General features: G+C 71.6%; 18 protein-coding genes. 5 read left to right on the top strand and 13 right to left on the bottom strand.

What is annotated here, in order from left to right; all coding sequences use genetic code 11:
• Positions 1–106 precede the first annotated feature (106 nt).
• Both SCNRRL3882_RS06210 and SCNRRL3882_RS06205 read left to right on the top strand, forming a co-directional pair.
• Positions 107–982 (top strand): shikimate dehydrogenase, encoded by an 876-nt coding sequence (locus tag SCNRRL3882_RS06210; protein ID WP_010043090.1) that lies wholly within the window; start codon positions 107–109, stop codon positions 980–982.
• A gap of 17 nt (positions 983–999) precedes the next feature.
• Positions 1000–2796 carry a bifunctional sugar phosphate isomerase/epimerase/4-hydroxyphenylpyruvate dioxygenase family protein gene (locus tag SCNRRL3882_RS06205; RefSeq protein WP_102514753.1) on the top strand — a complete coding sequence of 599 codons (1797 nt, stop codon included), beginning with the start codon at positions 1000–1002 and terminating at the stop codon, positions 2794–2796.
• A 91-nt stretch (positions 2797–2887) separates the two neighbouring features.
• On the opposite strand, the gene SCNRRL3882_RS06200 is transcribed toward SCNRRL3882_RS06205, so the two are convergent.
• Genes SCNRRL3882_RS06200 through tkt form a run of 7 tightly spaced genes read right to left on the bottom strand, consistent with a single transcriptional unit; the run spans position 2888 to position 11866 of the window.
• Complete coding sequence (locus tag SCNRRL3882_RS06200) at positions 2888–3475, bottom strand: histidine phosphatase family protein (RefSeq protein ID WP_010043084.1); 588 nt, start codon at positions 3473–3475, stop codon at positions 2888–2890.
• Between the two features lie 4 nt (positions 3476–3479).
• On the bottom strand, positions 3480–4364 hold the full coding sequence (gene gnd, locus SCNRRL3882_RS06195) for a phosphogluconate dehydrogenase (NAD(+)-dependent, decarboxylating) (protein WP_102514752.1): 885 nt from the start codon (positions 4362–4364) through the stop codon (positions 3480–3482).
• Position 4365: 1 nt separating this feature from the next.
• Entirely contained in the window at positions 4366–6030 is a 1665-nt protein-coding gene (gene pgi / locus SCNRRL3882_RS06190) for a glucose-6-phosphate isomerase (RefSeq protein WP_102514751.1), read from the bottom strand.
• The gene (opcA, locus tag SCNRRL3882_RS06185) at positions 6023–6958 is read right to left on the bottom strand and encodes a glucose-6-phosphate dehydrogenase assembly protein OpcA (protein WP_010043074.1); all 936 of its coding nucleotides are present in this window, start codon (positions 6956–6958) and stop codon (positions 6023–6025) included. The genes pgi and opcA overlap by 8 nt, the downstream gene beginning before the upstream one ends.
• Positions 6955–8628 carry a glucose-6-phosphate dehydrogenase gene (zwf, locus tag SCNRRL3882_RS06180; RefSeq protein ID WP_102514750.1) on the bottom strand — a complete coding sequence of 558 codons (1674 nt, stop codon included), beginning with the start codon at positions 8626–8628 and terminating at the stop codon, positions 6955–6957. Before zwf ends, opcA begins: the two co-directional genes overlap by 4 nt.
• Complete coding sequence (gene tal, locus SCNRRL3882_RS06175; RefSeq protein WP_010043066.1) at positions 8625–9770, bottom strand: transaldolase; 1146 nt, start codon at positions 9768–9770, stop codon at positions 8625–8627. The genes zwf and tal overlap by 4 nt, the downstream gene beginning before the upstream one ends.
• 20 nt (positions 9771–9790) lie before the next feature.
• Positions 9791–11866: a transketolase gene (gene tkt, locus SCNRRL3882_RS06170; protein WP_102514749.1), complete on the bottom strand. Its 2076-nt coding sequence runs from the start codon at positions 11864–11866 to the stop codon at positions 9791–9793.
• Positions 11867–12032: 166 nt separating this feature from the next.
• Between tkt and SCNRRL3882_RS06165 the strand changes: the two genes are divergently transcribed.
• Positions 12033–12920 (top strand): helix-turn-helix domain-containing protein, encoded by an 888-nt coding sequence (locus SCNRRL3882_RS06165; RefSeq protein WP_010043062.1) that lies wholly within the window; start codon positions 12033–12035, stop codon positions 12918–12920.
• Between the two features lie 95 nt (positions 12921–13015).
• Here SCNRRL3882_RS06165 and SCNRRL3882_RS06160 read toward each other — a convergent pair whose 3' ends face one another.
• On the bottom strand, positions 13016–14410 hold the full coding sequence (locus SCNRRL3882_RS06160) for a glycoside hydrolase family 16 protein (RefSeq protein WP_010043060.1): 1395 nt from the start codon (positions 14408–14410) through the stop codon (positions 13016–13018).
• A 246-nt stretch (positions 14411–14656) separates the two neighbouring features.
• Here SCNRRL3882_RS06160 and SCNRRL3882_RS06155 point away from each other — a divergent pair, with 246 nt between their 5' ends.
• Positions 14657–15112: a VOC family protein gene (locus SCNRRL3882_RS06155; protein WP_029181390.1), complete on the top strand. Its 456-nt coding sequence runs from the start codon at positions 14657–14659 to the stop codon at positions 15110–15112.
• Between the two features lie 38 nt (positions 15113–15150).
• Here SCNRRL3882_RS06155 and SCNRRL3882_RS06150 read toward each other — a convergent pair whose 3' ends face one another.
• From SCNRRL3882_RS06150 to SCNRRL3882_RS06130, 5 genes are all read right to left on the bottom strand, one after another.
• Positions 15151–15585 (bottom strand): VOC family protein, encoded by a 435-nt coding sequence (locus SCNRRL3882_RS06150; RefSeq protein ID WP_010043055.1) that lies wholly within the window; start codon positions 15583–15585, stop codon positions 15151–15153.
• 76 nt (positions 15586–15661) lie between these two features.
• Positions 15662–16453, bottom strand: a complete 792-nt coding sequence (locus tag SCNRRL3882_RS06145) for an IclR family transcriptional regulator (RefSeq protein WP_010043052.1) — start codon at positions 16451–16453, stop codon at positions 15662–15664.
• Complete coding sequence (locus tag SCNRRL3882_RS06140; protein WP_010043050.1) at positions 16450–17817, bottom strand: alpha/beta hydrolase family protein; 1368 nt, start codon at positions 17815–17817, stop codon at positions 16450–16452. Before SCNRRL3882_RS06140 ends, SCNRRL3882_RS06145 begins: the two co-directional genes overlap by 4 nt.
• Positions 17814–19163, bottom strand: coding sequence for an MFS transporter (locus tag SCNRRL3882_RS06135; RefSeq protein WP_040903541.1), 1350 nt, complete (start codon positions 19161–19163; stop codon positions 17814–17816). Before SCNRRL3882_RS06135 ends, SCNRRL3882_RS06140 begins: the two co-directional genes overlap by 4 nt.
• 79 nt (positions 19164–19242) lie before the next feature.
• On the bottom strand, positions 19243–19668 hold the full coding sequence (locus SCNRRL3882_RS06130; RefSeq protein WP_010043044.1) for a MarR family winged helix-turn-helix transcriptional regulator: 426 nt from the start codon (positions 19666–19668) through the stop codon (positions 19243–19245).
• Positions 19669–19856: 188 nt separating this feature from the next.
• Here SCNRRL3882_RS06130 and SCNRRL3882_RS06125 point away from each other — a divergent pair, with 188 nt between their 5' ends.
• On the top strand, positions 19857–20774 hold the full coding sequence (locus tag SCNRRL3882_RS06125) for an SDR family NAD(P)-dependent oxidoreductase (protein ID WP_010043042.1): 918 nt from the start codon (positions 19857–19859) through the stop codon (positions 20772–20774).
• The last annotated feature ends 11 nt before the right edge of the window (positions 20775–20785 follow it).

The raw sequence follows: 20785 nt of genomic DNA, 5'->3' as shown, positions 1-20785 counted from the left end.
TTGTAGAAGCAGGGCCCGTGTCCCACCGGGGGCTTCCCGTGGTCGCACTCGGCTGATATAGCTAACGTACTAGTTCGTACATTAGTGAGCCGCTCGGGAGGACCGTGTGCCCAAGGACTCGTATCTCGTCGGACTGATCGGTTCCGGCATCGGCCCGTCGCTGAGCCCGGCGCTGCACGAGCGGGAGGGCGACCGGCAGGGCCTGCGCCTGCTGTACCGGCTCATCGACATCGACCCGCTCGGGGTGCCGCCCGAGGCGGTGGGCGATCTGGTCCGGGCCGCCCGCGACCTCGGGTTCGACGGGCTCAACATCACGCATCCCTGCAAGCAGCTCGTCATCGAGCACCTGGACGCGCTCGCCCCGCAGGCCGAGGCGCTGGGCGCGGTCAACACCGTCGTCTTCGAGGACGGCCGCGCGGTCGGCCACAACACGGACGTCACCGGCTTCGCCGCGTCCTTCGCACGCGGGCTGCCCGACGCGCCGCTGGAGCGGGTCGTGCAGCTGGGCGCCGGCGGCGCGGGCGCGGCCGTCGCGCACGCCACGCTCACCCTCGGCGCCGAGCGGGTCACGGTCGTGGACGCCCTGCCCGAACGGGCCGCCGCCCTGGCCGACTCCCTGAACCGCGCCTTCGGACGGGGCCGTGCAGACGCCGCGACCCCGGACCGGCAGGCGCGGCTGCTCGCGCACGCCGACGGCATCGTCCACGCCACGCCCACCGGCATGGCGGCCCACCCCGGCCTGCCGCTGCCCGCCGAGCTGCTCCACCCCGGGCTGTGGGTGGCCGAGGTGGTCTACCGCCCGCTGGAGACCGAACTGCTGCGCACCGCCCGCGCGCTGGGCTGCGCCACCCTCGACGGCGGCGGCATGGCCGCCTTCCAGGCCGCCGACGCGTTCCGCCTGTTCACCGGGCGGGAACCCGACGCCGCGCGGATGCTGGCGGACCTGACCGCACTGGCCGGGGCCGTAGGGGCACGCAACTAGAAAAGGGGTACCGACACGTGCGTACGTCCATCGCCACCGTCTCCCTCAGCGGGTCCCTCACCGAGAAGCTCACGGCCGCGGCCCGGGCCGGGTTCGACGGGGTGGAGATCTTCGAGAACGACCTGCTGGCCAGCCCCCTCACCCCCGAGGAGATCCGCGCCCGCTGCGCCGACCTCGGCCTCTCCATCGACCTGTACCAGCCGATGCGGGACATCGAGGCCGTCCCCGAGGACGAGTTCGCCCGGAACCTGCGGCGGGCCCGGCACAAGTTCGACCTGATGCGCAGGCTCGGCACCGACACGGTCCTCGTCTGCTCCAGCGTCTCCCCGCGGGCGGTGGACGACGACGCCCTCGCCGCCGAGCAGCTGAGCCGACTCGCCGACCTCGCCCGGGACTGCGGGGTCCGGGTGGCCTACGAGGCGCTCGCCTGGGGGCGGCACGTCAGTACCTACGACCACGCCTGGCACATCGTCGAGTCGGCCGGCCACCCCGCGCTCGGCACCTGCCTGGACAGCTTCCACATCCTCTCGCGCGGCTCGGACCCCAAGGGCATCGAGGACATCCCCGGCGAGAAGATCTTCTTCCTCCAGCTCGCCGACGCCCCGCTGCTCGCCATGGACGTCCTCCAGTGGAGCCGCCATCACCGCTGCTTCCCGGGCCAGGGCGGTTTCGACGTCGCCGGCCTGGTGCGGCACGTGCTGCGCACCGGATACGACGGCCCGCTCTCCCTGGAGGTCTTCAACGACGTCTTCCGCCAGGCCGAGGCCGGCCCGACCGCCGTCGACGCCCGGCGTTCCCTGCTGGTCCTTCAGGAGACGGTGGGCCGGGCCGTCCCGCCCGAGCCCGTCGTCCCCACCGGCGTCGCCTTCGCCGAGCTGGTCACGCCCGACGCCGAACCCCTCACCGCCCTGCTCGGCGCCCTGGGTTTCGCCCGCACGGCGCGTCATCGCGGCAAGCCCGTCGCCCTGTGGGAGCAGGGGGAGGCCCGGATCCTCGTCAACACCGGGCCGGCGGTCCGCCGGGACGGCACCCAGCTCGCCGCCATCGGGCTGGAGTCACCCGACCCGGCCGCGGCGGCCCGGCGTGCCGAGGCGCTGCTGGCTCCCGTCCTGCCGCGTCGCCGGGCACCCGAGGACGCCCCGCTCGACGCGGTCGCAGCCCCCGACGGCACGGAGCTCTTCTTCTGCGCCACCGGCCGTCCGGGCCTGCCCGACTGGCGGGCCGACTTCGAGGACACCGCCCCGGCACCCGCGCCCGCGGGTGTCCGCGGCATCGACCATCTCGCCCTCACCCAGCGCTGGCACCATTTCGACGAGGCGGCCCTCTTCCACCACGGGGTGCTCGGCCTGCACGCCCAGGAGAGCGTGGACGTCGCCGACCCCTACGGTCTGCTGCGCAGCCGTGCCGTGACCAACGCCGACGGCAGCGTCCGGATCGCCCTCACCGTCGGTGCCGCGCCCACGGACGACACCGTCCACGCCCAGCACATCGCCCTGGCCACCGGCGACGTGGTCGCCTCGGCCCGCCGCTTCCGGGAGGCCGGCGGCAGTCTGCTGCCCGTCCCGGCGAACTACTACGACGATCTCGCCGCCCGCTTCGAGTTCGCCGACGGTGAGCTGGAGACCTACCGCGACCTCGGCATCCTCTACGACCGAGACGCCCACGGCGTCTTCCGCCACTGCTACACCCGCACCGTCGGCCGCGTCTTCTTCGAACTGGTCCAGCGCGACGACGGCTACCGGGGCTACGGCGCCCCGAACGCCCCGGTACGGCTGGCGGCACAGCACGCGGCGCGGGCGCTCACCGGCGGCTGACGGCACGGGTGAGGACGCACCCCGCCGGGCCCCGCCGTCACTCGGACACGCTTCGGCCGGGGGCCGCCGGCCAGCCCCCGGCCGCAGCACGTCACGCCCTGGCGTTCCACTCCGCGATCACAGGCCACCCGTGCTCGGTCGACAACCGGCTGACGGTGCCCGTCTCCAGGCGGAACAGCCGGCCGTCCGCCGGCGGCAGGCCCAGCCGGCGGGCGGTCAGGACGCGGAGGAAGTGGCCGTGGGCCACCAGGATCACATCGCCCTCGGGCAGCGCCGCCGTCACCCGGGACAGCACCCGGTCGGCCCGCTTGCCGACCTCCTCGGGGGACTCGCCCGGCCGGCCGTCGGCGCCGGGCGGCGCCCCGTCGGTCCACAGGTCCCAGTCGGGGCGGCTGCGGTGTATCTCGTCGGTGGTGACGCCCTCATAGGCGCCGTAGTGCCACTCGTGCAGGTCCGGGTCCTCGACCGCCCCCGTCAGGCCCGCCAGTTCGGCCGTGCGCACCGCACGGCCGAGGGGGCTGGTGAGGACCAGCGCGAACCGACGGGCCGCCAGGAGCGCAACCAGCGACTTGGCCTGTTCCTCGCCGTGCCGGGTGAGGGGCAGGTCCGTGAAGCTGGTGTGCTGTCCGCTCCGGCTCCACTCCGTCTCGCCGTGGCGGACCAGCAGCAGATCGCCCACGGTGCTACGCCTTCTTCGCCGACTCGACGGCGTGCCCGCCGAACTGGTTGCGCAGCGCCGCGATCATCTTCATCTGCGGGGAGTCGTCCTGCCGGGACGCGAACCGGGAGAAGAGGGAAGCGGTGATGGCGGGCAGCGGGACGGAGTTGTCGATCGCGGCCTCCACGGTCCAGCGTCCCTCGCCGGAGTCCTGGGCGTAGCCCCGCAGGCCCTCCAGGTGCTCGTCCTCGTCGAGCGCGTTGACCGCGAGGTCCAGCAGCCAGGAGCGGATGACGGTGCCGTCCTGCCAGGAGCGGAACACCTCGCGGACGTTGTCCACCGAGTCCACGGCCTCCAGCAGCTCCCAGCCCTCGGCGTAGGCCTGCATCATCGCGTACTCGATGCCGTTGTGGACCATCTTCGCGAAGTGCCCGGCGCCCACCCGGCCCGCGTGGACGAAGCCGTACGGGCCCTCCGGCTTGAGCGCCTCGAAGATCGGCCGGAGCCGGTCGACGTACTCCTTCTCCCCGCCGACCATCAGGGCGTAGCCGTTCTTCAGGCCCCACACGCCGCCCGAGACGCCCGCGTCGACGAAGCCGATGCCGCGCTTGCCCAGCTCCTCGGCGTGCTTCTCGTCGTCCGTCCAGCGGGAGTTGCCGCCGTCGACCACCGTGTCGTACGGCTTGAGGAGGTCCGCCAGACGGTCGATGACGTGCTGGGTGGGGTCGCCGGCCGGGACCATGACCCAGACCGTGCGCGGTGCCTCCAGCTCGTTGACGAGGTCGGCCAGGCTGGCGACGTCGGACTTGTCCGGGTTGGTGTCGTAGCCGATGACGGTGTGGCCGGCGTTGCGCAGGCGCTCGCGCATGTTGCCGCCCATCTTGCCGAGACCCACAAGACCGATCTGCATGTCAGTTCACTTCCCGATGATTGCGGTAGGCGGCCACCAGCGCGGCCGTGGACGGATCGAGACCGGGGACGTCTGCGCCCTCGGTCAGGGCGGGCTCGACGCGCTTGGCGAGCACCTTTCCGAGCTCGACGCCCCACTGGTCGAAGGAGTCGATGTTCCAGACCGCGCCCTGCACGAACACCTTGTGCTCGTAGAGGGCGACCAGCTGGCCGAGGACCGACGGGGTCAGCTCGGTGGCCAGGATCGTCGTGGTGGGGTGGTTGCCCCGGAACGTGCGGTGCGGCACCTGCTCCTCGGGCACGCCCTCGGCCCGCACCTCCTCGGCGGTGTTGCCGAAGGCGAGCGCCTGCCCCTGCGCGAACAGGTTGGCCATCAGCAGGTCGTGCTGCGCCTTCAGTTCGTCGCTGAGCTCGGCGACGGGCCGAGCGAAGCCGATCAGGTCGGCGGGGATGAGCTTGGTGCCCTGGTGGATCAGCTGGTAGTAGGCGTGCTGCCCGTTGGTGCCGGGCGTGCCCCACACGACCGGACCCGTCTGCCACTGAACGGGACGGCCGTCGCGGTCCACCGACTTGCCGTTGGACTCCATGTCGAGCTGCTGGAGGTAGGCGGTGAACTTCGACAGGTAGTGGCTGTACGGCAGGACGGCGTGCGACTGCGCGCCGTGGAAGTTGCCGTACCAGATGCCGAGCAGGCCCATCAGGAGCGGGGCGTTGGCCTCCGCGGGGGCGTTGCGGAAGTGCTCGTCGACGATGCGGAAGCCGTCGAGCATCTCCCGGAAGCGGTCCGGCCCGATCGCGATCATCAGGGACAGGCCGATCGCGGAGTCGTACGAGTAGCGGCCGCCGACCCAGTCCCAGAACTCGAACATGTTGTCGACGTCGATACCGAACTCGGCGACCTTCTCCGCGTTCGTCGACAGGGCGACGAAGTGCCTGGCCACCGCCTTCTCGTCGCCCTCCAGGCCGTTCAGCAGCCAGGAGCGCGCCGAGGTCGCGTTGGTGATGGTCTCGATCGTGGTGAAGGTCTTGGACGCGACGATGAACAGCGTCTCCGACGGGTCCAGGTCGCGCGTGGCCTCGTGCAGGTCGGAGCCGTCCACGTTCGACACGAAGCGGAACGTCAGCTCCCGGGCGGTGAACGGCCGCAGCGCCTCGTAGGCCATCGCCGGGCCGAGGTCCGAGCCGCCGATGCCGATGTTGACGACGTTCCGGATCCGCTTGCCGGTGTGCCCGGTCCACTCACCCGAGCGCACCCGGTCCGCGAAGGCGGCCATCTTGTCGAGCACGGCGTGCACACCCGGGACGACGTTCTCGCCGTCGACCTCGATCACGGCGTCCCGAGGGGCGCGCAGCGCGGTGTGCAGTACGGCCCGGTTCTCGGTGACGTTGATCTTCTCGCCGCGGAACATGGCGTCGCGCAGCCCGAACACGTCGGTGGCGGTGGCCAGCTCCTGGAGCAGGGCCAGCGTCTCGTCGGTGACCAGGTGCTTGGAGTAGTCGATGCGCAGGTCGCCCACGTGCACGACGTAGCGCTCGGCGCGCCCCGGGTCCGCCGCGAACAGCTCACGCAGATCCGGCTGCGGCAGGGCGTCCGTGCGGTGGTCCTCCAGTGCGGTCCACTCGGGCCGCCGGGTGAGCTCGGGGGATCCGGAGGGGGAGTCAGACATGAGCAGGGGTCTCCTCGGTTGCCTCGCCGTTGAGGGCGATGGCGTACATCTCGTCGGCGTCGAGGCGCCGCAGCTCCTCGGCGATGAGTTCGGAGGTGGCACGGACCTTCAGCGCGAGGGTGCGCGACGGCTGGCCCGGCAGGGTCAGCGTGGCCAGCGGCCCCTCGGGGCGGTCGATGACGATCTCGCCGTTCTCCGTGCCCAGCCGGACCGCCGTCACCACCGGCCCGGCGGTGACCACCCTGTCGACCCGGACGTGCAGCCGCGCCTCCAGCCAGCGGGCCAGCAGCTCGGCGGCCGGGTTCTCGGCCTCGGCCTCCACGGCCGCCGAGATCACCTTCGCCCGGGCCTGGTCCAGCGCCGCCGCCAGCATCGAGCGCCAGGGCGTCAGCCGGGTCCAGGCGAGGTCGGTGTCGCCGGGCGCGTAGGAGCGGACCCGGCTCTCCAGCATCTCCAGGGGGTTCTCCACGGCGTACAGGTCGGTGATGCGCCGCTGGGCCAGCGCCCCGAGCGGGTCCTTCGAGGGCACCTCCGGCGCCTCCATGGGCCACCACACCACCACCGGCGCGTCCGGCAGCAGCAGCGGCAGCACCACCGAGTCGGCGTGGTCGGACACCTCGCCGTAGGTCCGCAGCACCACGGTCTCGCCGGTGCCGGCGTCGGCGCCGACCCGGACCTCTGCGTCCAGGCGGGACTGGGTGCGGTCGCGCGGGGTGCGGGCGTGCCGCTTGATGACGACCAGGGTGCGCGAGGGGTGCTCGTGCGAGGCCTCCTCGGCCGCCTTGATCGCGTCGTAGGCGTTCTCCTCGTCCGTGACGATCACCATCGTCAGGACCATGCCCACGGCGGGCGTGCCGATGGCCCGGCGGCCCTGCACCAGCGCCTTGTTGATCTTGCTTGCCGTGGTGTCGGTCAGGTCGATCTTCATGGCCTGCGCCAGCTCCGTCCGTCTCGTGCGAGCATCTCGTCGGCTTCCGCGGGTCCCCAACTGCCCGAGGCGTACTGCGCGGGCCGGCCGTGCGTGGCCCAGTACTGCTCGATCGGGTCGAGGATCTTCCAGGACTCTTCCACTTCCTGGTGACGGGGGAACAGGTTGGCGTCGCCCAGGAGGACGTCAAGGATCAGCCGTTCGTACGCCTCGGGGCTCGATTCGGTGAACGACTCGCCGTAGGCGAAGTCCATCGTCACGTCCCGGATCTCCATCGACGTACCCGGCACCTTGGAGCCGAACCGCACCGTCATGCCCTCGTCCGGCTGGACGCGGATGACGATCGCGTTCTGGCCCAGCTCCTCGGTCGCCGTGGAGTCGAAGGGGGAGTGCGGCGCGCGCTGGAACACCACCGCGATCTCCGTCACCCGGCGGCCCAGCCGCTTGCCGGTGCGCAGGTAGAACGGCACGCCCGCCCAGCGGCGGTTGTCCACCTGGAGCTTGATCGCGGCGTAGGTGTCGGTCGAGGAGGCCTGGTCGATCCCCTCCTCCTCCAGATAGCCGCGGACCTTCGTGCCGCCCTGCCAGGCCGCCGCGTACTGACCGCGCACGGTGTGCCTGCCCAGGTCCTCCGGCAGCCGCACGGCCCGCAGCACCTTCAGCTTCTCGGTGAGCAGCGACGCCGCGTCGAAGGCGGCGGGCTCCTCCATCGCGGTGAGCGCCATCAGCTGCAGGAGGTGGTTCTGGATGACGTCACGGGCCGCGCCGATGCCGTCGTAGTACCCGGCCCGGCCACCGATGCCGATGTCCTCGGCCATGGTGATCTGCACGTGGTCGACGTACGACCGGTTCCAGATCGGTTCGAACATCTGGTTGGCGAAGCGCAGCGCCAGGATGTTCTGGACGGTCTCCTTGCCCAGGTAGTGGTCGATACGGAAGACCTGCTCCGGGTCGAACACGTCGTGCACGATCGCGTTCAGCTCGCAGGCGCTGTCCAGGTCGTGCCCGAACGGCTTTTCGATGACCGCGCGGCGCCAGGACCCCTCCTGGGCGTCGGCCAGCTTGTGCTTCTTCAGCTGCTGGACGACCTTCGGGAAGAACTTCGGCGGCACCGAGAGGTAGAAGGCGTAGTTGCCGCTGGTGCCCCGGGAGGCGTCCAGCTCCTCGACGGCGGAGCGCAGCTGCTTGAACGCCGTGTCGTCGTCGAAGTCCCCCGGGATGAACCGCATGCCCTCGGCGAGCTGCTGCCAGACCTCCTCGCGGAACGGGGTCCGCGCGTGCTCACGGACCGCGTCGTGCACCACCTGCGCGAAGTCCTGGTCCTCCCAGTCCCGGCGGGCGAAACCCACCAGCGAGAAGCCCGGCGGCAGCAGGCCGCGGTTGGCCAGGTCGTACACGGCCGGCATCAGCTTCTTGCGGGACAGGTCGCCGGTCACACCGAAGATGACGAGCCCGGACGGGCCCGCGATCCTGGGCAGACGGCGGTCGCGCGGGTCGCGCAGGGGATTGGCGAAGTCGGGGTCGGCGTGCTCCGGGCGCGGGGCCGCCTGTTCCTGGCCGCTCACCCCGGTCTGCTCCACCCCGGCCGCCTCCTGGGCTGCCCGGGCCTCCTTGTCCTCCTTGGTTCCGATGGTCTCCTGCTCGGCCGTCTGGGGGATGCCCTCAGTCATTCCGCGTCAACTCCCTTGCTGTTCAAGGACTTGGTGACCGCGTCCAGCAGGTCCTGCCAGGCCACCTCGAACTTGGCGACGCCCTCGTCCTCCAGTTGCCGCACCACCTCGTCGTAGGAAATGCCGAGCCGCTCGACGGCCGCCAGGCCGGCCCGCGCCTGGGCGTAAGAGCCGCTGACGGTGTCGCCCTGGACGTCACCGTGGTCGGCGACGGCGTTCAGCGTGGCCTCCGGCATGGTGTTGACCGTGCCGGGGGCGACCAGCTCGTCCACGTACAGGGTGTCCTTGTAAGCGGGGTCCTTCACACCGGTGGAGGCCCAAAGGGGGCGCTGCGGGTTCGCACGGGCACCGCCCAGGGCATGCCAGCGCGGCCCGGCGAAGACCTGTTCGTACGCCTCGTAGGCGAGCCGGGCGTTGGCCAGGGCCGCCCTGCCCTTCAGGGCGAGGGCCTCGTCCGTGCCCAGCAGCGTCAGCCGCTTGTCGATCTCGGAGTCGACCCGGGAGACGAAGAAGGACGCGACCGAGTGGATGGCCGACAGGTCGAGACCGGCCGCCTGCGCCTTCTCCAGGCCGGCGAGGTAGGCGTCCATCACCTCGCGGTAGCGCTCCAGGGAGAAGATCAGCGTCACGTTCACGCTGATGCCCGCGCCGATCACCTCGGTGATCGCCGGCAGACCGGCCTTCGTCGCCGGGATCTTGATCATCACGTTGGGGCGGTCCACCAGCCAGGCCAGCTGCCGGGCCTCGGCGACGGTCGCCACCGTGTCGTGGGCCAGCCGTGGGTCGACCTCGATGGACACCCGCCCGTCCCGGCCGCCGGTCGCGTCGTACACGGGCCGCAGGACGTCGGCGGCGGCCCGGACATCGGCCGTCGTCATCATCCGGACGGCCTCGTCGACGGTGACGCCCCGCACCGCCAGGTCGGCGAGCTGCTCCTCGTAGCCCTCGCCGGAGCCGATGGCGGCCTGGAAGATGGACGGGTTGGTGGTGACGCCGACGACGTTCCTCGTCTTGACGAGCCCGGCCAGGTTGCCGGACTCGATCCGCCGGCGGGACAGGTCGTCCAGCCAGATCGACACGCCCTCGTCGGACAGGCGCTTGAGTGCTCCCGCGCTCGCGGTCGCTTCGGTCACAGTGATCATCTTCTTTCGGGGCGGTCGGATCAACCGCGCACAGCGGCGAGGGATTCCCGGGCTGCGGCGACGACGTTCTCGGGGGTGAAGCCGTACTCGGCGAACAGGGTCTTCGCGTCGGCGGAGGCGCCGAAGTGCTCCAGGGAGACGATGCGTCCCGCGTCCCCGACGAACCGGTGCCAGGTCAGGCCGATACCGGCCTCGACCGCGACCCGGGCCTTCACGGACGGCGGCAGGACGCTGTCCCGGTAGGCGCGGGGCTGCTCCTCGAACCACTCCACGGACGGCATGGACACGACCCGCGTGGGCACGCCCGCCGCCTGGAGTTGCTCCCGGGCCTCGACGGCGAGGTGCACCTCGGAACCGGTGGCGATCAGGATCACCTGCGGCTCGCCGCCTTCCGCCTCGGCGCGCACGTAACCGCCGCGTGCCACGTCCGGATGCGGCTCGTACGTGGGCACGCCCTGGCGGGTGAGCGCGAGGCCGTGCGGGGCCGGGCCGGTGGTGTGCCGCCTGAGGATCTCGGCCCAGGCGAGCGCGGTCTCGTTGGCGTCGGCCGGGCGTACGACGTTCAGGCCCGGGATCGCCCGCAGCGCGGCCAGGTGCTCGACCGGCTGGTGGGTCGGACCGTCCTCGCCCAGGCCGATGGAGTCGTGCGTCCACACGTACGTCACCGGCAGCTGCATCAGGGCCGACATCCGGACGGCGTTGCGCATGTAGTCGGAGAACACCAGGAAGGTGCCGCCGTAGATCCGCGTGTTGCCGTGCAGGGCGATGCCGTTCATCTCCGCGGCCATGGAGAACTCGCGGATGCCGAAGTGGATCGTCCGGCCGTACGGGTCGGCCTCCGGCAGCGGGTTGCCCCCCGGCAGGAAGGACGACGTCTTGTCGATCGTGGTGTTGTTCGAGCCGGCCAGGTCGGCCGAGCCGCCCCACAGTTCGGGGACGACGGCGCCGAGGGCCTGGAGCACCTTGCCGGACGCGGCACGGGTGGCGACCGCCTTGCCCGGCTCGAACACCGGCACGGCGTCCTCCCAGCCCGCGGGCAGCTCGCCCTTGCTGACCCGGTCGAACGTGGCGGCCCGCTCCGGGTTCTCGCCGCGCCAGGCGGCGATCCGCTTGTCCCAGGCGGCGTGCGCCTCGGCGCCCCGGTCCAGGGCCGCACGGGTGTGCGCCAGCACCTCGTCGGCGACCTCGAAGCTCTGCTCCGGGTCGAAGCCGAGGAGGCGCTTGGTGGCGGCGACCTCGTCCTCGCCGAGCGCCGAACCGTGCGAGGCCTCGGTGTTCCGCGCGTTCGGGGCGGGCCAGGCGATGATGGTGCGCATCGCGATGATCGAGGGGCGCCCGGTCTCGGCCTGAGCCTCCTTCAGCGCCGCGTACAGCGCGTGCACGTCGACGTCGCCGTCCTCCCGCGGCTCGATCCGCTGCACGTGCCAGCCGTACGCCTCGTACCGCTTCAGCACGTCCTCGGAGAACGCGGTCGCGGTGTCGCCCTCGATGGAGATGTGGTTGTCGTCGTAGAGGAAGACCAGGTTGCCGAGCTTCTGGTGGCCGGCCAGCGAGGAGGCCTCGGCGGAGACGCCCTCCTGGAGGTCGCCGTCGGAGACGATGGCCCAGACGGTGTGGTCGAAGGGGGACTCGCCCTCAGGGGCGTCGGGGTCGAACAGACCGCGCTCGTAGCGGGCGGCCATCGCCATGCCGACCGCGTTCGCGACGCCCTGGCCGAGCGGGCCGGTGGTGGTCTCCACGCCGGCGGTGTGCCCGTACTCGGGGTGGCCGGGCGTCTTCGAGCCGTGCGTGCGGAACGCCTTCAGGTCGTCCAGCTCCAGCTCGTAGCCCGCGAGGTACAGCTGCGTGTAGAGGGTCAGCGACGTGTGACCGGGGGAGAGGACGAAGCGGTCACGGCCGGTCCACTCCGGATCGGCGGGGTCGTGCCGCATCACCTTCTGAAAGATCGTGTAGGCGGCCGGTGCCAGGCTCATCGCGGTGCCGGGGTGGCCGTTTCCGACCCGCTGGACGGCATCGGCCGCCAGCAGGCGGGCGGTGTCGACGGCACGCCGGTCGAGTTCGGTCCATTCGAAGCTGTCCGCTGTCTGCGTGCTCATCTTCAAGAGATCCTCGATAGGAGCGAAGTGGCTGGTCTGACGTCTTCAAAACTAAAAGTCTGACTTTTTCGAAGGAAGGTCGCCGTGTGCCAGCCTGTGGTGAAAGTGGGACACCCGGAGGCAGCGCGGCGCGCGAACGGCGCGGTACGAGGCGGACATGGCGGATATGGCAGACAGAAGCATCCAAGGCGGCGACGGGATCAGAACGTGCCCCTTCCCGGTCGAGCTGAGTGTCGGCGGCGTCGGCATGCAGGTCGGCCCCATGGGCACCGGCCGCACCTGGCACGCCGACGCGCCCCTGGAGCGTGTGCACCGCATCGACTTCCACGTCGTGCTGCTGTTCGGCGCCGGCCCGGTCCGGCACATGGTCGACTTCACCGAGTACGAGGCCACGGCCGGGGATTTGCTGTGGATCCGCCCGGGGCAGGTCCACCGCTTCTCCCGCACGAGCGAGTACCGCGGAACGGTGCTGACCATGCAGCCGGGCTTCCTGCCCCGCGCGACCGTGGAGGCCACCGGCCTGTACCGCTACGACCTGCCGCCGCACTTGCGCCCCGACGCGGCCCAACTCGCCGGTCTGCGCGACTCGCTCGGCCAGCTGCGACGCGAGTACGAGGACACGGAGACGCTGCCGCTGAGCCTGCACACCGCCGTCCTGCGCCACTCGCTGACGGCGTTCCTGCTGCGGCTCGCCCATCTCGCCGCCGGCTCGGCGGAGTCGGTCGGGCAGCAGGCCGACTCCACCTTCACCCTCTTCCGGGACGCCGTGGAGAAGGACTTCGCCACCAACCACAGCGTCAGCGCCTACGCGGACGCGCTCGGCTACTCCCGCCGCACCCTGGTCCGCGCGGTCCGCGGCGCGACCGGCGACACCCCCAAGGCCTTCATCGGCAAGCGCGTGGTCCTGGAGGCCAAACGGCTCCTCGCCCACACCGACCTGCCGATCGGCCGCATCGGGGCGGCGGTCGGCTTCCCCGACGCCGCGAACTTCTCCAAGTTCTTCCACCAGCACACGGACCAGACGCCGGCGGCGTTCCGGGCGGAACTGCGCTGAAACCACGAAGGCCGGACGTCGAGACCACGAAGGCCGGACGGCGAAAAGGGGCTCCACGCGCGCGTGGAGCCCCTTTCCGAAGGCGCAGGACGGAGTCAGTGCCCGAAGGTGAACCAGTTGACGTTCACGAAGTCCGCCGGCTGCCCGCTGGTGAAGGTCAGGTACACGTCGTGCGTGCCCGTCACGGAGGCGATGTTCGCAGGGACGGTCCGCCACGACTGCCAGCCGCCGGTGTTGCCCACCGCGAAACTCCCGACGGGCGCGTTGCTCCGGCTGTCCAGCCGTACCTCGACCAGTCCGCTGACACCGCCCGCCGCACCGCTCGCGACCCGGGCGCTGAACTGCCGGGCCGCGGTGGAGCCGAAGTTGACGCCCTTGAAGTGCAGCCAGTCACCGTTGGCCAGTGAGCCGACGTTCTGGCCGCCGCCGGAGTCGGACGTCGTCTCGGTGCTCACCCCGGACTGGCCGTCGTAGGACTCGGCCTGGATGGTGGAGTAGGCGTCGCGGTTGCCGGTCGGGGGAGGCGTGGTGCCGCCGCCGGACGACAGCACCTGGACGTAGTCGACGACCATCGGGTGGCCGGGCTGCGTTCCCGCGTCCGGGCCGCCGCCGAACGCGTCCGGGAATCCGCCGCCCATCGCGACGTTCAGGATGATGAAGAAGCCGTGGTCCGTGGCGTTGCGCCAGGTCGTCGCGTCGACCTGGTTGGCGCGCACCGTGTGGAAGTTGACGCCGTCGAGGTAGAAGCGGATCTCCTCCACGCTCGTCGAGCGGTCCCACTCCATCCGGTAGGTGTGGAAGCCGGCCTGGCACGTGGTGCCCTGACAGGTCGTCGAACTGCCGATGCCGCTCGTCTCGTTGCAGGGCCCGCCCGGCGAGGTGCCGCAGTGCATCGTCGCGAACACCGTGTTCTGGCCCTGGGTGTTCTCCATGATGTCCAGCTCGCCCACGCCCGGCCAGTTCCAGTAGTTGCCCCGGTAGGGGGCGCCCAGCATCCAGAACGCCGGCCAGTAGCCCTTCGCCGCGGCCCCGGTGACGTTCGGCACCTGGATGCGCGACTCCACGCGGAGCTTGCCGCCGGCCGGGGGCTGGAAGTCGGTGCGGTTGGTCTCGATGCGGCCGGAGGTCCAGTTGCCGGCTCCGTCCCGCCGGGGCGTGATGCGGAGGTTGCCGTTGCCGTCGAGGGAGACGTTGTCGGTGCTGCTCGTCATCGTCTCGATCTCGCCGGTGCCCCAGTTGGCGGGGCCGCCCGGGTAGCCCTTGCCGGTCGCGTACTGCCAGTCGGAGGTGTTGACGCCGCTGCCCGCGGGGCCGTTGAAGTCGTCGAGGAAGACCTGGGTCCAGCCCGACGGGGGCGGCGGCGCGGAGGCGCTCGCGGAGGGAGTCGCGGCGGTGGCGGCGACCGCGGCGAGGCCGAGCGCGCTGACGACGGCGACGACCGCCCGCCGGAGCGGGCGCCGTGCTCGGGGTCTGCCGGAGGTGTCTCTCATGTGGGGATGCCTCTCGGGTACGGGTGCGGGGAGTGTGAGAGCGCTCTCAAAGTGCCGTCAATGTGCTCCACGCCACCCGCGTCGTCAAGAGGTAAAGCCGGGAAAAGTGCGGCGCGGCCGATGAGTGCAGGTCCTGAACGGGCTCTGCGACCGGGGGTGTTGAGGGCATTCGAGCGGGGCATCCGGGTGGCCGTCGCGGCTGCCTCCAGGCCAGCCGTTGTCAGACCCTGCTGCCATGCTCACCGTATGGATGTCACCTTGCAACTGACCATCGACTGCGCCGACCCGGCGAGACTCGTGACCTTCTGGACCGAGGCCCTCGGATACGTGCCCGAACCGCCCCCCGGCGGGCACCCCACCTGGCGGGCCTACTGGCAGGACATGGGGGTGCCCGCGGAGGAACTGCCCGCGGGGGCGGGGGAGCTCCCCGAGTCGATCGTCGACCCGGAGGGGCAGGGGCCCCGCGTCTGGTTCCAGCAGGTGCCGGAGGGCAAGACCGTCAAGAACCGGGTGCACCTCGACCTGAAGGTCGGCGGCGGCAGAGGCGTTCCCCTGCCGGAGCGCACCCGGAGAGTCACGGCGAAGGTGGACCGGCTGACCGTGGCCGGCGCGACGGTGCTGCGGGTCATGGACGAGCCGGAGATGGACTACTACGGCGTCGTGCTGCGCGACCCGGAGGGCAATGAATTCTGCGTGGCCTAGGGGTGTCCCGCACGTGGTCTCGCCGTCGCCGAGGATGCTCAGTCGAGACAGAACTCGTTGCCCTCGATGTCCTGCATCAGGATGCACGACTCGTTGTCGTCATCGGCAAGCAGCGTTTGTACGTGTGCCGCACCGAGCGCGACCAGTCGTGCGCATTCGGCCTCCAGTGTGGCGAGTCGCTCTTCCCCCACGAGTCCGGTGCCGACCCGCACGTCGAGATGCACCCGATTCTTGACGATCTTCCCTTCGGGTACGCGCTGGAAGAGCAGACGCGGGCCCACACCCGTGGGATCACTGCACGCGAAGTAGATGACCTGATCCTCAGGCGGCAGCGAGCGATGGTAGTCCTCCCAAGTGGCAAACCCCTCCGGGACCGGCGGCACGACATACCCCAACACCTCGCACCAGAAACCGGCGAGGCGCGCGGGTTCTGCGCAGTCGAAGGTGACCTGGAACTGCCTGATCGATGACATCGGCGCACCATAGCAGGGGTCCCAGGTCACAGGCGGACCGGAAGGCCGATGCCGGACACCTGCCGAACGCGCCGGTTCAGGCCCGCTCCGGCTGCCACCCCAGGGCCCGGGAGATCCCGCGCGCCGCCACCCGTACCGCCGGGGCCAGCACCGGCACCTGGGCGTCGGCGTGCGGCACCACGATGGACACGGCGGCGCCCACCGAGCCGTCCGCCGTGCGCACCGGCGCCGCCACCGACAGTGCGTCCTCCGTGACCTGACGGTCGCTCACCGCCACCCCGGTCCGGCGCACTTCGGCGAGCTCACGCCGCAGCCGCGCCGGATCGGTGATCGTGTACGGCGTGAAGGACGCGAGTGCGCCCGCGCAGTACTCCTCCTGGAACCCCGGGTCCTCGTGGGCCAGCAGGGCGAGCCCGACCCCGGTGGCGTGCAGCGGCCACCGCGCGCCGACGCGGATGTGCACGCCGACCGCCGAACGCCCCGACAGCCACTCGATGTAGACGACGTCCGAGCCGTCCCGCACCGCCAGCTGCACGTTCTCGTGCGTCGCCTCGTACAGGTCCTCCAGGTACGGCAGCGCGATCTGCCGCAGGGCGAGGCCGCGCGGTGCCAGTGCGGCGATCTCCCACAGTCGGAGCCCGACGTGGTAGACGCCGGACTCGTCCCGTTCCAGTGCGCCCCACTCGGTGAGCGCGCCCACCAGCCGGTGGGCGGTGGTCAGGCTCAGCCCGGCCCGCCGGCTGATGTCCGTCAGGCACAGGGCCGGGTGCTCGTGGTCGAAGGCCGCGAGCACGGCCAGCAGCCGGTCGGTCGCGGTGGGGGCGCCCCCCGTGCGAGCGGAGCCGAGGACTCGGGGCAGAGCGGTCATGGCCGGGTGTCTCCCGGGTGGGCGAGGTCGTAGGGACGGGGGTAGGCGGCCGGCCGGTACGGTACGTAGCGGGGCTCCGTCGTCGGATCCTCCGCTGCCGCACGGGAGTTGAGGGCGCCGGGCGAGGTGTCCCAGCGGCCCGTGTCCAGGCGGTGTTCCAGGGCGTGCAGGGCGGCCAGCGTCTCGCCGGGGGTGAACGTGCAGTGGCCGGGGCCGTCGACGTAGGCCTGCCGGAACAGCGGCCCGGAGCCGGCCGCGGTGGCCGCCCGCCGGTAGGCGCTCTCCGCCTGCACCGGTATCAGCGCGTCACCGGTCGTGTGGATGTTCAGCTGGGGATCGGCGAGCCGGCCGGAGAGCACGCTGGTGTTCCGCATCCACCGCACGGCCGGCTGATCGGCGGAGATCCGGGGTGCCCGGCCCAGGGCCGAGAGGTCGGTACGCAAGGACAGTCCCGCCTCCTTGTAGAGCTCGGTCACCTCTTTGTACAACGGGGACCGGGCGAGCATGGCGGTGTAGTCGACACCGGTGTTCCACGACGGGTTGCCGCCCGCCCGGCTCTCGGCCTCCTGCCGCCAGCTGAACGCGGGCATCTGGAGCAGGCCCCGGACGGCGGAGTACTGGTTGGCCTGCCGGGTCTGCCAGTCCGTGGGGCCCGGCTCGGTCTGCGAGGCGTCGTTGTAGCCGGGGATGTTGTGCAGGGCGGCGGCGAGGGCGATCCGGGCCCGGCCCTCGGGGGTCTTCTGGGCGGCGTCGACCTTCGTGGTGAGCGCCTTACCGGCGGCGACCGCCTCCGCCTGGCCGGCGAAGTCCGTAAGCCGGATTCCGGAGTCCGGCGCGAGGAGGGTGCGCAGCGCGAACACCGGGTCCAGGGTGCTGTTCCAGTTGGCGACGCCGCCCTGCACCAGCCCGCACATGGACAGCGAACCGTCGAACCGGCCGGCGTGCCGCTCGGCGAGCATCGTGGTGACGAAACCGCCGTACGACGTGCCCCAGGCGAGGGTCCGCCGGGCCGCCCCGAACTTCTCGGTGAACAGGTCCAGTGTGGCGAGCTGGTCGGGCACCGCCTCGGTGACGGCCCAGCCGTTCGTCGCGTACGAGGAGCCGATCAGGGCGTAGCCCTCGGCCAGCAGCTTGTCGCGGGCGGCCGCACCCGGGGTGTTCTGGGCCGGGTTGGGGGCTCCGGCCGGGGTGTAGCCGTGGCTGTACAGCAACACCGTGCCGTTCCAGGACGCGGGCACGTCCATCACGTACGCGGCGCCGGAGGGGAGCCGGCCCTCCAGGTGGGTGCCCGTGGCGGCGGCCTGCGCGGGCAGCGCGGTCGCCAGGGACAGGCAGGCGGTCAGTAGAGCGAGGCGGATCCTCAACGCGGGGTCCCTTCCAGGGTGGGGGTGGTGGGGACGGGGGAGTCCAGGGCGTCGGTGTGCGTCTCGCGCAGTCGCCACACGGTGACGGCGGTGATCGCCGCGCCCGCGCACAGCAGCAGCGAGACGGGCGTGCTCCCGCCCCCGTACGAGGCGAGGAGGCTGCCGGCGATCAGCGGGGAGAACCCGGCGCCGACCAGGGTGGCCGCCTGGTAGCCGAGGGAGGCGCCGGTGTAGCGGACGCGGGTGCCGAACATCTCGGTGAGCAGGGCGCCGAGCGGTCCGTACATCGTCGACTGGGCGACACCGTGCCCGAGGGCGAGGGCGAGGATCAGCAGCCCGGGCGAGCCGGAGTCGACGAGCGCCAGCACGGGGAAGGCGAGTGCGGCCGAGGCGACCGCTCCGGCGAGCACGACCGGTCGGCGGCCGACCCGGTCCGACAGCGCGGACGCGGCGGGCAGGACGGCGAGGGCCACGCAGGAGGCGACGGTCACGGCGGTCAGCACCTGCGGGCGGGTGTACCCCTGGTCGACGGCGTAGGAGATCATGAAGCTCGTCAGCAGCGACTGCGTGGTGAACGCGCCGATGCCGACGCACGCGGCCAGCAGCACGGGCTTCGGGCGGCGCAGCACCTCCACGATCGGCGGCTTGTCCACCGGTTCCCGCTTGACCTGGGCGAACAGCGGGCTCTCGGCGACCTTGAGGCGGACGAACAGCCCGACGGCCAGCAGCACGATGCTCAGCAGGAACGGCACCCGCCAGCCCCAGGAGCGGAACTCGTCGTCGGGCAGGCCGGCGACGAGCGTGACCACACCGGCCGACAGCACGGAACCGAGCGGGGCGCCGAGCTGGGTGAAGCTGGACCACAGGCCGCGCCGGGAACCCTGCGTCCGATCGGCGTGCTCGACGACCATCAGCATCGCACCGCCCCACTCGCCGCCGATCGCGATGCCCTGCACCACGCGCAGGGCGACCAGCAGCACCGGGGCCCAGACGCCGATCGCGTCGTACGTCGGCAGCAGGCCGATGAGGAAGCTGCCCGTGCCCATCAGGACCATGGTCAGCAGCATCATCGACTTGCGGCCGATCCGGTCGCCGAAGTGGCCGAAGACGATGCCGCCGAGCGGGCGGGCGAGATAGCCCGCGGCGAAGGTGCCGAACGCCGCGATGGTGCCGACCGCGGGGTCGGCCCGGGGGAAGAACAGGTCGCCGAAGACGAGCGCGGCGACCGTGCCGTAGACGAGGAAGTCGTAGAACTCGACGGTCGTACCGAGCAGGCCGGAGACGGCCACGCGGCGCAACTGCCGGGGACCGGGGGCGGGTTGAGCGGCGGACGGGGATGGCTGCACGGGAGCTCCCTGGGGACGGGTCTCGGTTGGCCGATGAAGTTATGCAGCCAGCGTGCAGCCGTCAATCATTTGCACAACATCAGTTGAGGCCGTCCTCGGCGATCCGCAGCAGCAGCGCGTGCAGCGCGTCCCGCTCGGCCGGGTCCAGCGGGCCCAGGAGCTCGTTCGTCACCCGCTGGCCGGCCTCGTCGGTGTCACGCAGGAACGCGCGGCCCCGGTCGGTCAGTACGACGATCCGGCTGCGGCGGTCGTCGGGGGAGGGGCGACGCTCGGCGAAGCCCTGCTTCTCCAGGTCGTCGACCAGGCCGACGATCGCGCTCGGGTCGTAGCCGAGCCGGGTGCTCAGCTCGCGCTGGAGGGCGCCGTCGGAGGTGGCGAGGAAGCGCAGTACCGCGTAGTGGCGCAGGCGCAGGCCCGACTCCTGGAGGCAGGCGTTGAAGAGCTGTCCCGAGCGCAGGCCCAGGCGGTACAGCAGGTAGCCCGTGTCGGCGTGCAGCCCGCGCATCCACGGCTCGTGGGCGTCGATGGGCTTCGGGGTGAGGTTCTGGCGTGTGATGGCGGGCTCCCTGTGCTCGGTGCTTCCTGGAGAGATTCCAGCATCTCGCACACGTAGGTCACCAACAACTATTGACGTCAACAATTATTGCTCTTAGCTTCGATCTCGAAGTCGAACCCGTGTGAAGGGACCCACCCGTGCCCAGCATCGATCTCTCCGGCAAGGTCGCCGTCGTCACCGGCAGCGGCCGGGGCCTCGGCCTCGCCTACGCGCATGCTCTGGCCGCCCACGGAGCGTCCGTGGTGGTCAACGACGTCGACGAGGCCGTGGCCGAGGCGGCCGTGAAGTCCATCACCGAGGCGGGCGGAAAGGCCGTGGCGGAGGTGGTCCCGGTCGGTACCACCGAGGCGGCGGATCGGCTGGTGAACCGCGCGGCCGAGGAGTTCGGCCGGCTGGACGTCCTCGTCACCAACGCGGGCATCCTCCGCGACAAGGTGCTGTGGAAGATGACCGACGACGACTTCGACGCTGTGATCACCACCCACCTCAAGGGCACCTTCACCTGCGCCCGCGCCGCCGCCGTCCGGATGCGCGAGCAGGGCGAGGGCGGCTCGCTGATCCTGGTCGGCTCCCCGGCCGGGCAGCGCGGCAACTTCGGCCAGACGAACTACGCCGCCGCCAAGGCCGGCATCGCGGCGATGGCCCGTACCTGGTCGATGGAGCTGGGCCGCGCGAACATCACCGTCAACGCGATCGTGCCGGTCGCCGCGACCGCCATGACCGAGACGATCCCCGCCTTCGCCCCGTACATCGAGGCCATGAAGAACGGTGAGCCGCTCCCGGACTTCCTGCGCAAGGGCGAGGGCTTCGGCACCCCCGAGGACTGCGCCGCCCTGGTCCCGTTCCTGGCCTCCGAGGCAGCGCGCGGCGTGACCGGCCAGTGCATCGGCATCGGCGGCGACAAGGTGGCACTCTGGTCGCATCCGCAGGAGATCAGGGCGGCCTACGCCGACGGCGGCTGGACCCCCGGCACCCTGGCGGACGCCTGGCCCACCTCGGTCGGTGCCGAGCTCCAGTCGGTCGGCATCCCGGCACCGAAGTTCCCGGAGGCGTGATGGCCCTGTCC

The organism is Streptomyces chartreusis NRRL 3882, from assembly GCF_900236475.1.
GTDB lineage: Bacteria > Actinomycetota > Actinomycetes > Streptomycetales > Streptomycetaceae > Streptomyces > Streptomyces chartreusis_D.
The sequence above is the reverse complement of the archived record's forward strand: the minus strand, read 5'-3'. Positions and strand labels throughout refer to the sequence as shown.

Excerpts from the sequence above, each read along its gene's own strand:
- gnd (WP_102514752.1), bottom strand. The coding sequence starts at position 4,364 with ATGCAGATCGGTCTTGTGGGTCTCGGCAAGATGGGCGGCAACATGCGC.
- pgi (WP_102514751.1), bottom strand. The coding sequence starts at position 6,030 with ATGTCTGACTCCCCCTCCGGATCCCCCGAGCTCACCCGGCGGCCCGAG.
- opcA (WP_010043074.1), bottom strand. The coding sequence starts at position 6,958 with ATGAAGATCGACCTGACCGACACCACGGCAAGCAAGATCAACAAGGCG.
- zwf (WP_102514750.1), bottom strand. The coding sequence starts at position 8,628 with ATGACTGAGGGCATCCCCCAGACGGCCGAGCAGGAGACCATCGGAACC.
- tal (WP_010043066.1), bottom strand. The coding sequence starts at position 9,770 with ATGATCACTGTGACCGAAGCGACCGCGAGCGCGGGAGCACTCAAGCGC.
- tkt (WP_102514749.1), bottom strand. The coding sequence starts at position 11,866 with ATGAGCACGCAGACAGCGGACAGCTTCGAATGGACCGAACTCGACCGG.
- SCNRRL3882_RS06165 (WP_010043062.1), top strand. The coding sequence starts at position 12,033 with ATGGCAGACAGAAGCATCCAAGGCGGCGACGGGATCAGAACGTGCCCC.
- SCNRRL3882_RS06160 (WP_010043060.1), bottom strand. The coding sequence starts at position 14,410 with ATGAGAGACACCTCCGGCAGACCCCGAGCACGGCGCCCGCTCCGGCGG.
- SCNRRL3882_RS06155 (WP_029181390.1), top strand. The coding sequence starts at position 14,657 with ATGGATGTCACCTTGCAACTGACCATCGACTGCGCCGACCCGGCGAGA.
- SCNRRL3882_RS06150 (WP_010043055.1), bottom strand. The coding sequence starts at position 15,585 with ATGTCATCGATCAGGCAGTTCCAGGTCACCTTCGACTGCGCAGAACCC.
- SCNRRL3882_RS06145 (WP_010043052.1), bottom strand. The coding sequence starts at position 16,453 with ATGACCGCTCTGCCCCGAGTCCTCGGCTCCGCTCGCACGGGGGGCGCC.
- SCNRRL3882_RS06130 (WP_010043044.1), bottom strand. The coding sequence starts at position 19,668 with ATGCGCGGGCTGCACGCCGACACGGGCTACCTGCTGTACCGCCTGGGC.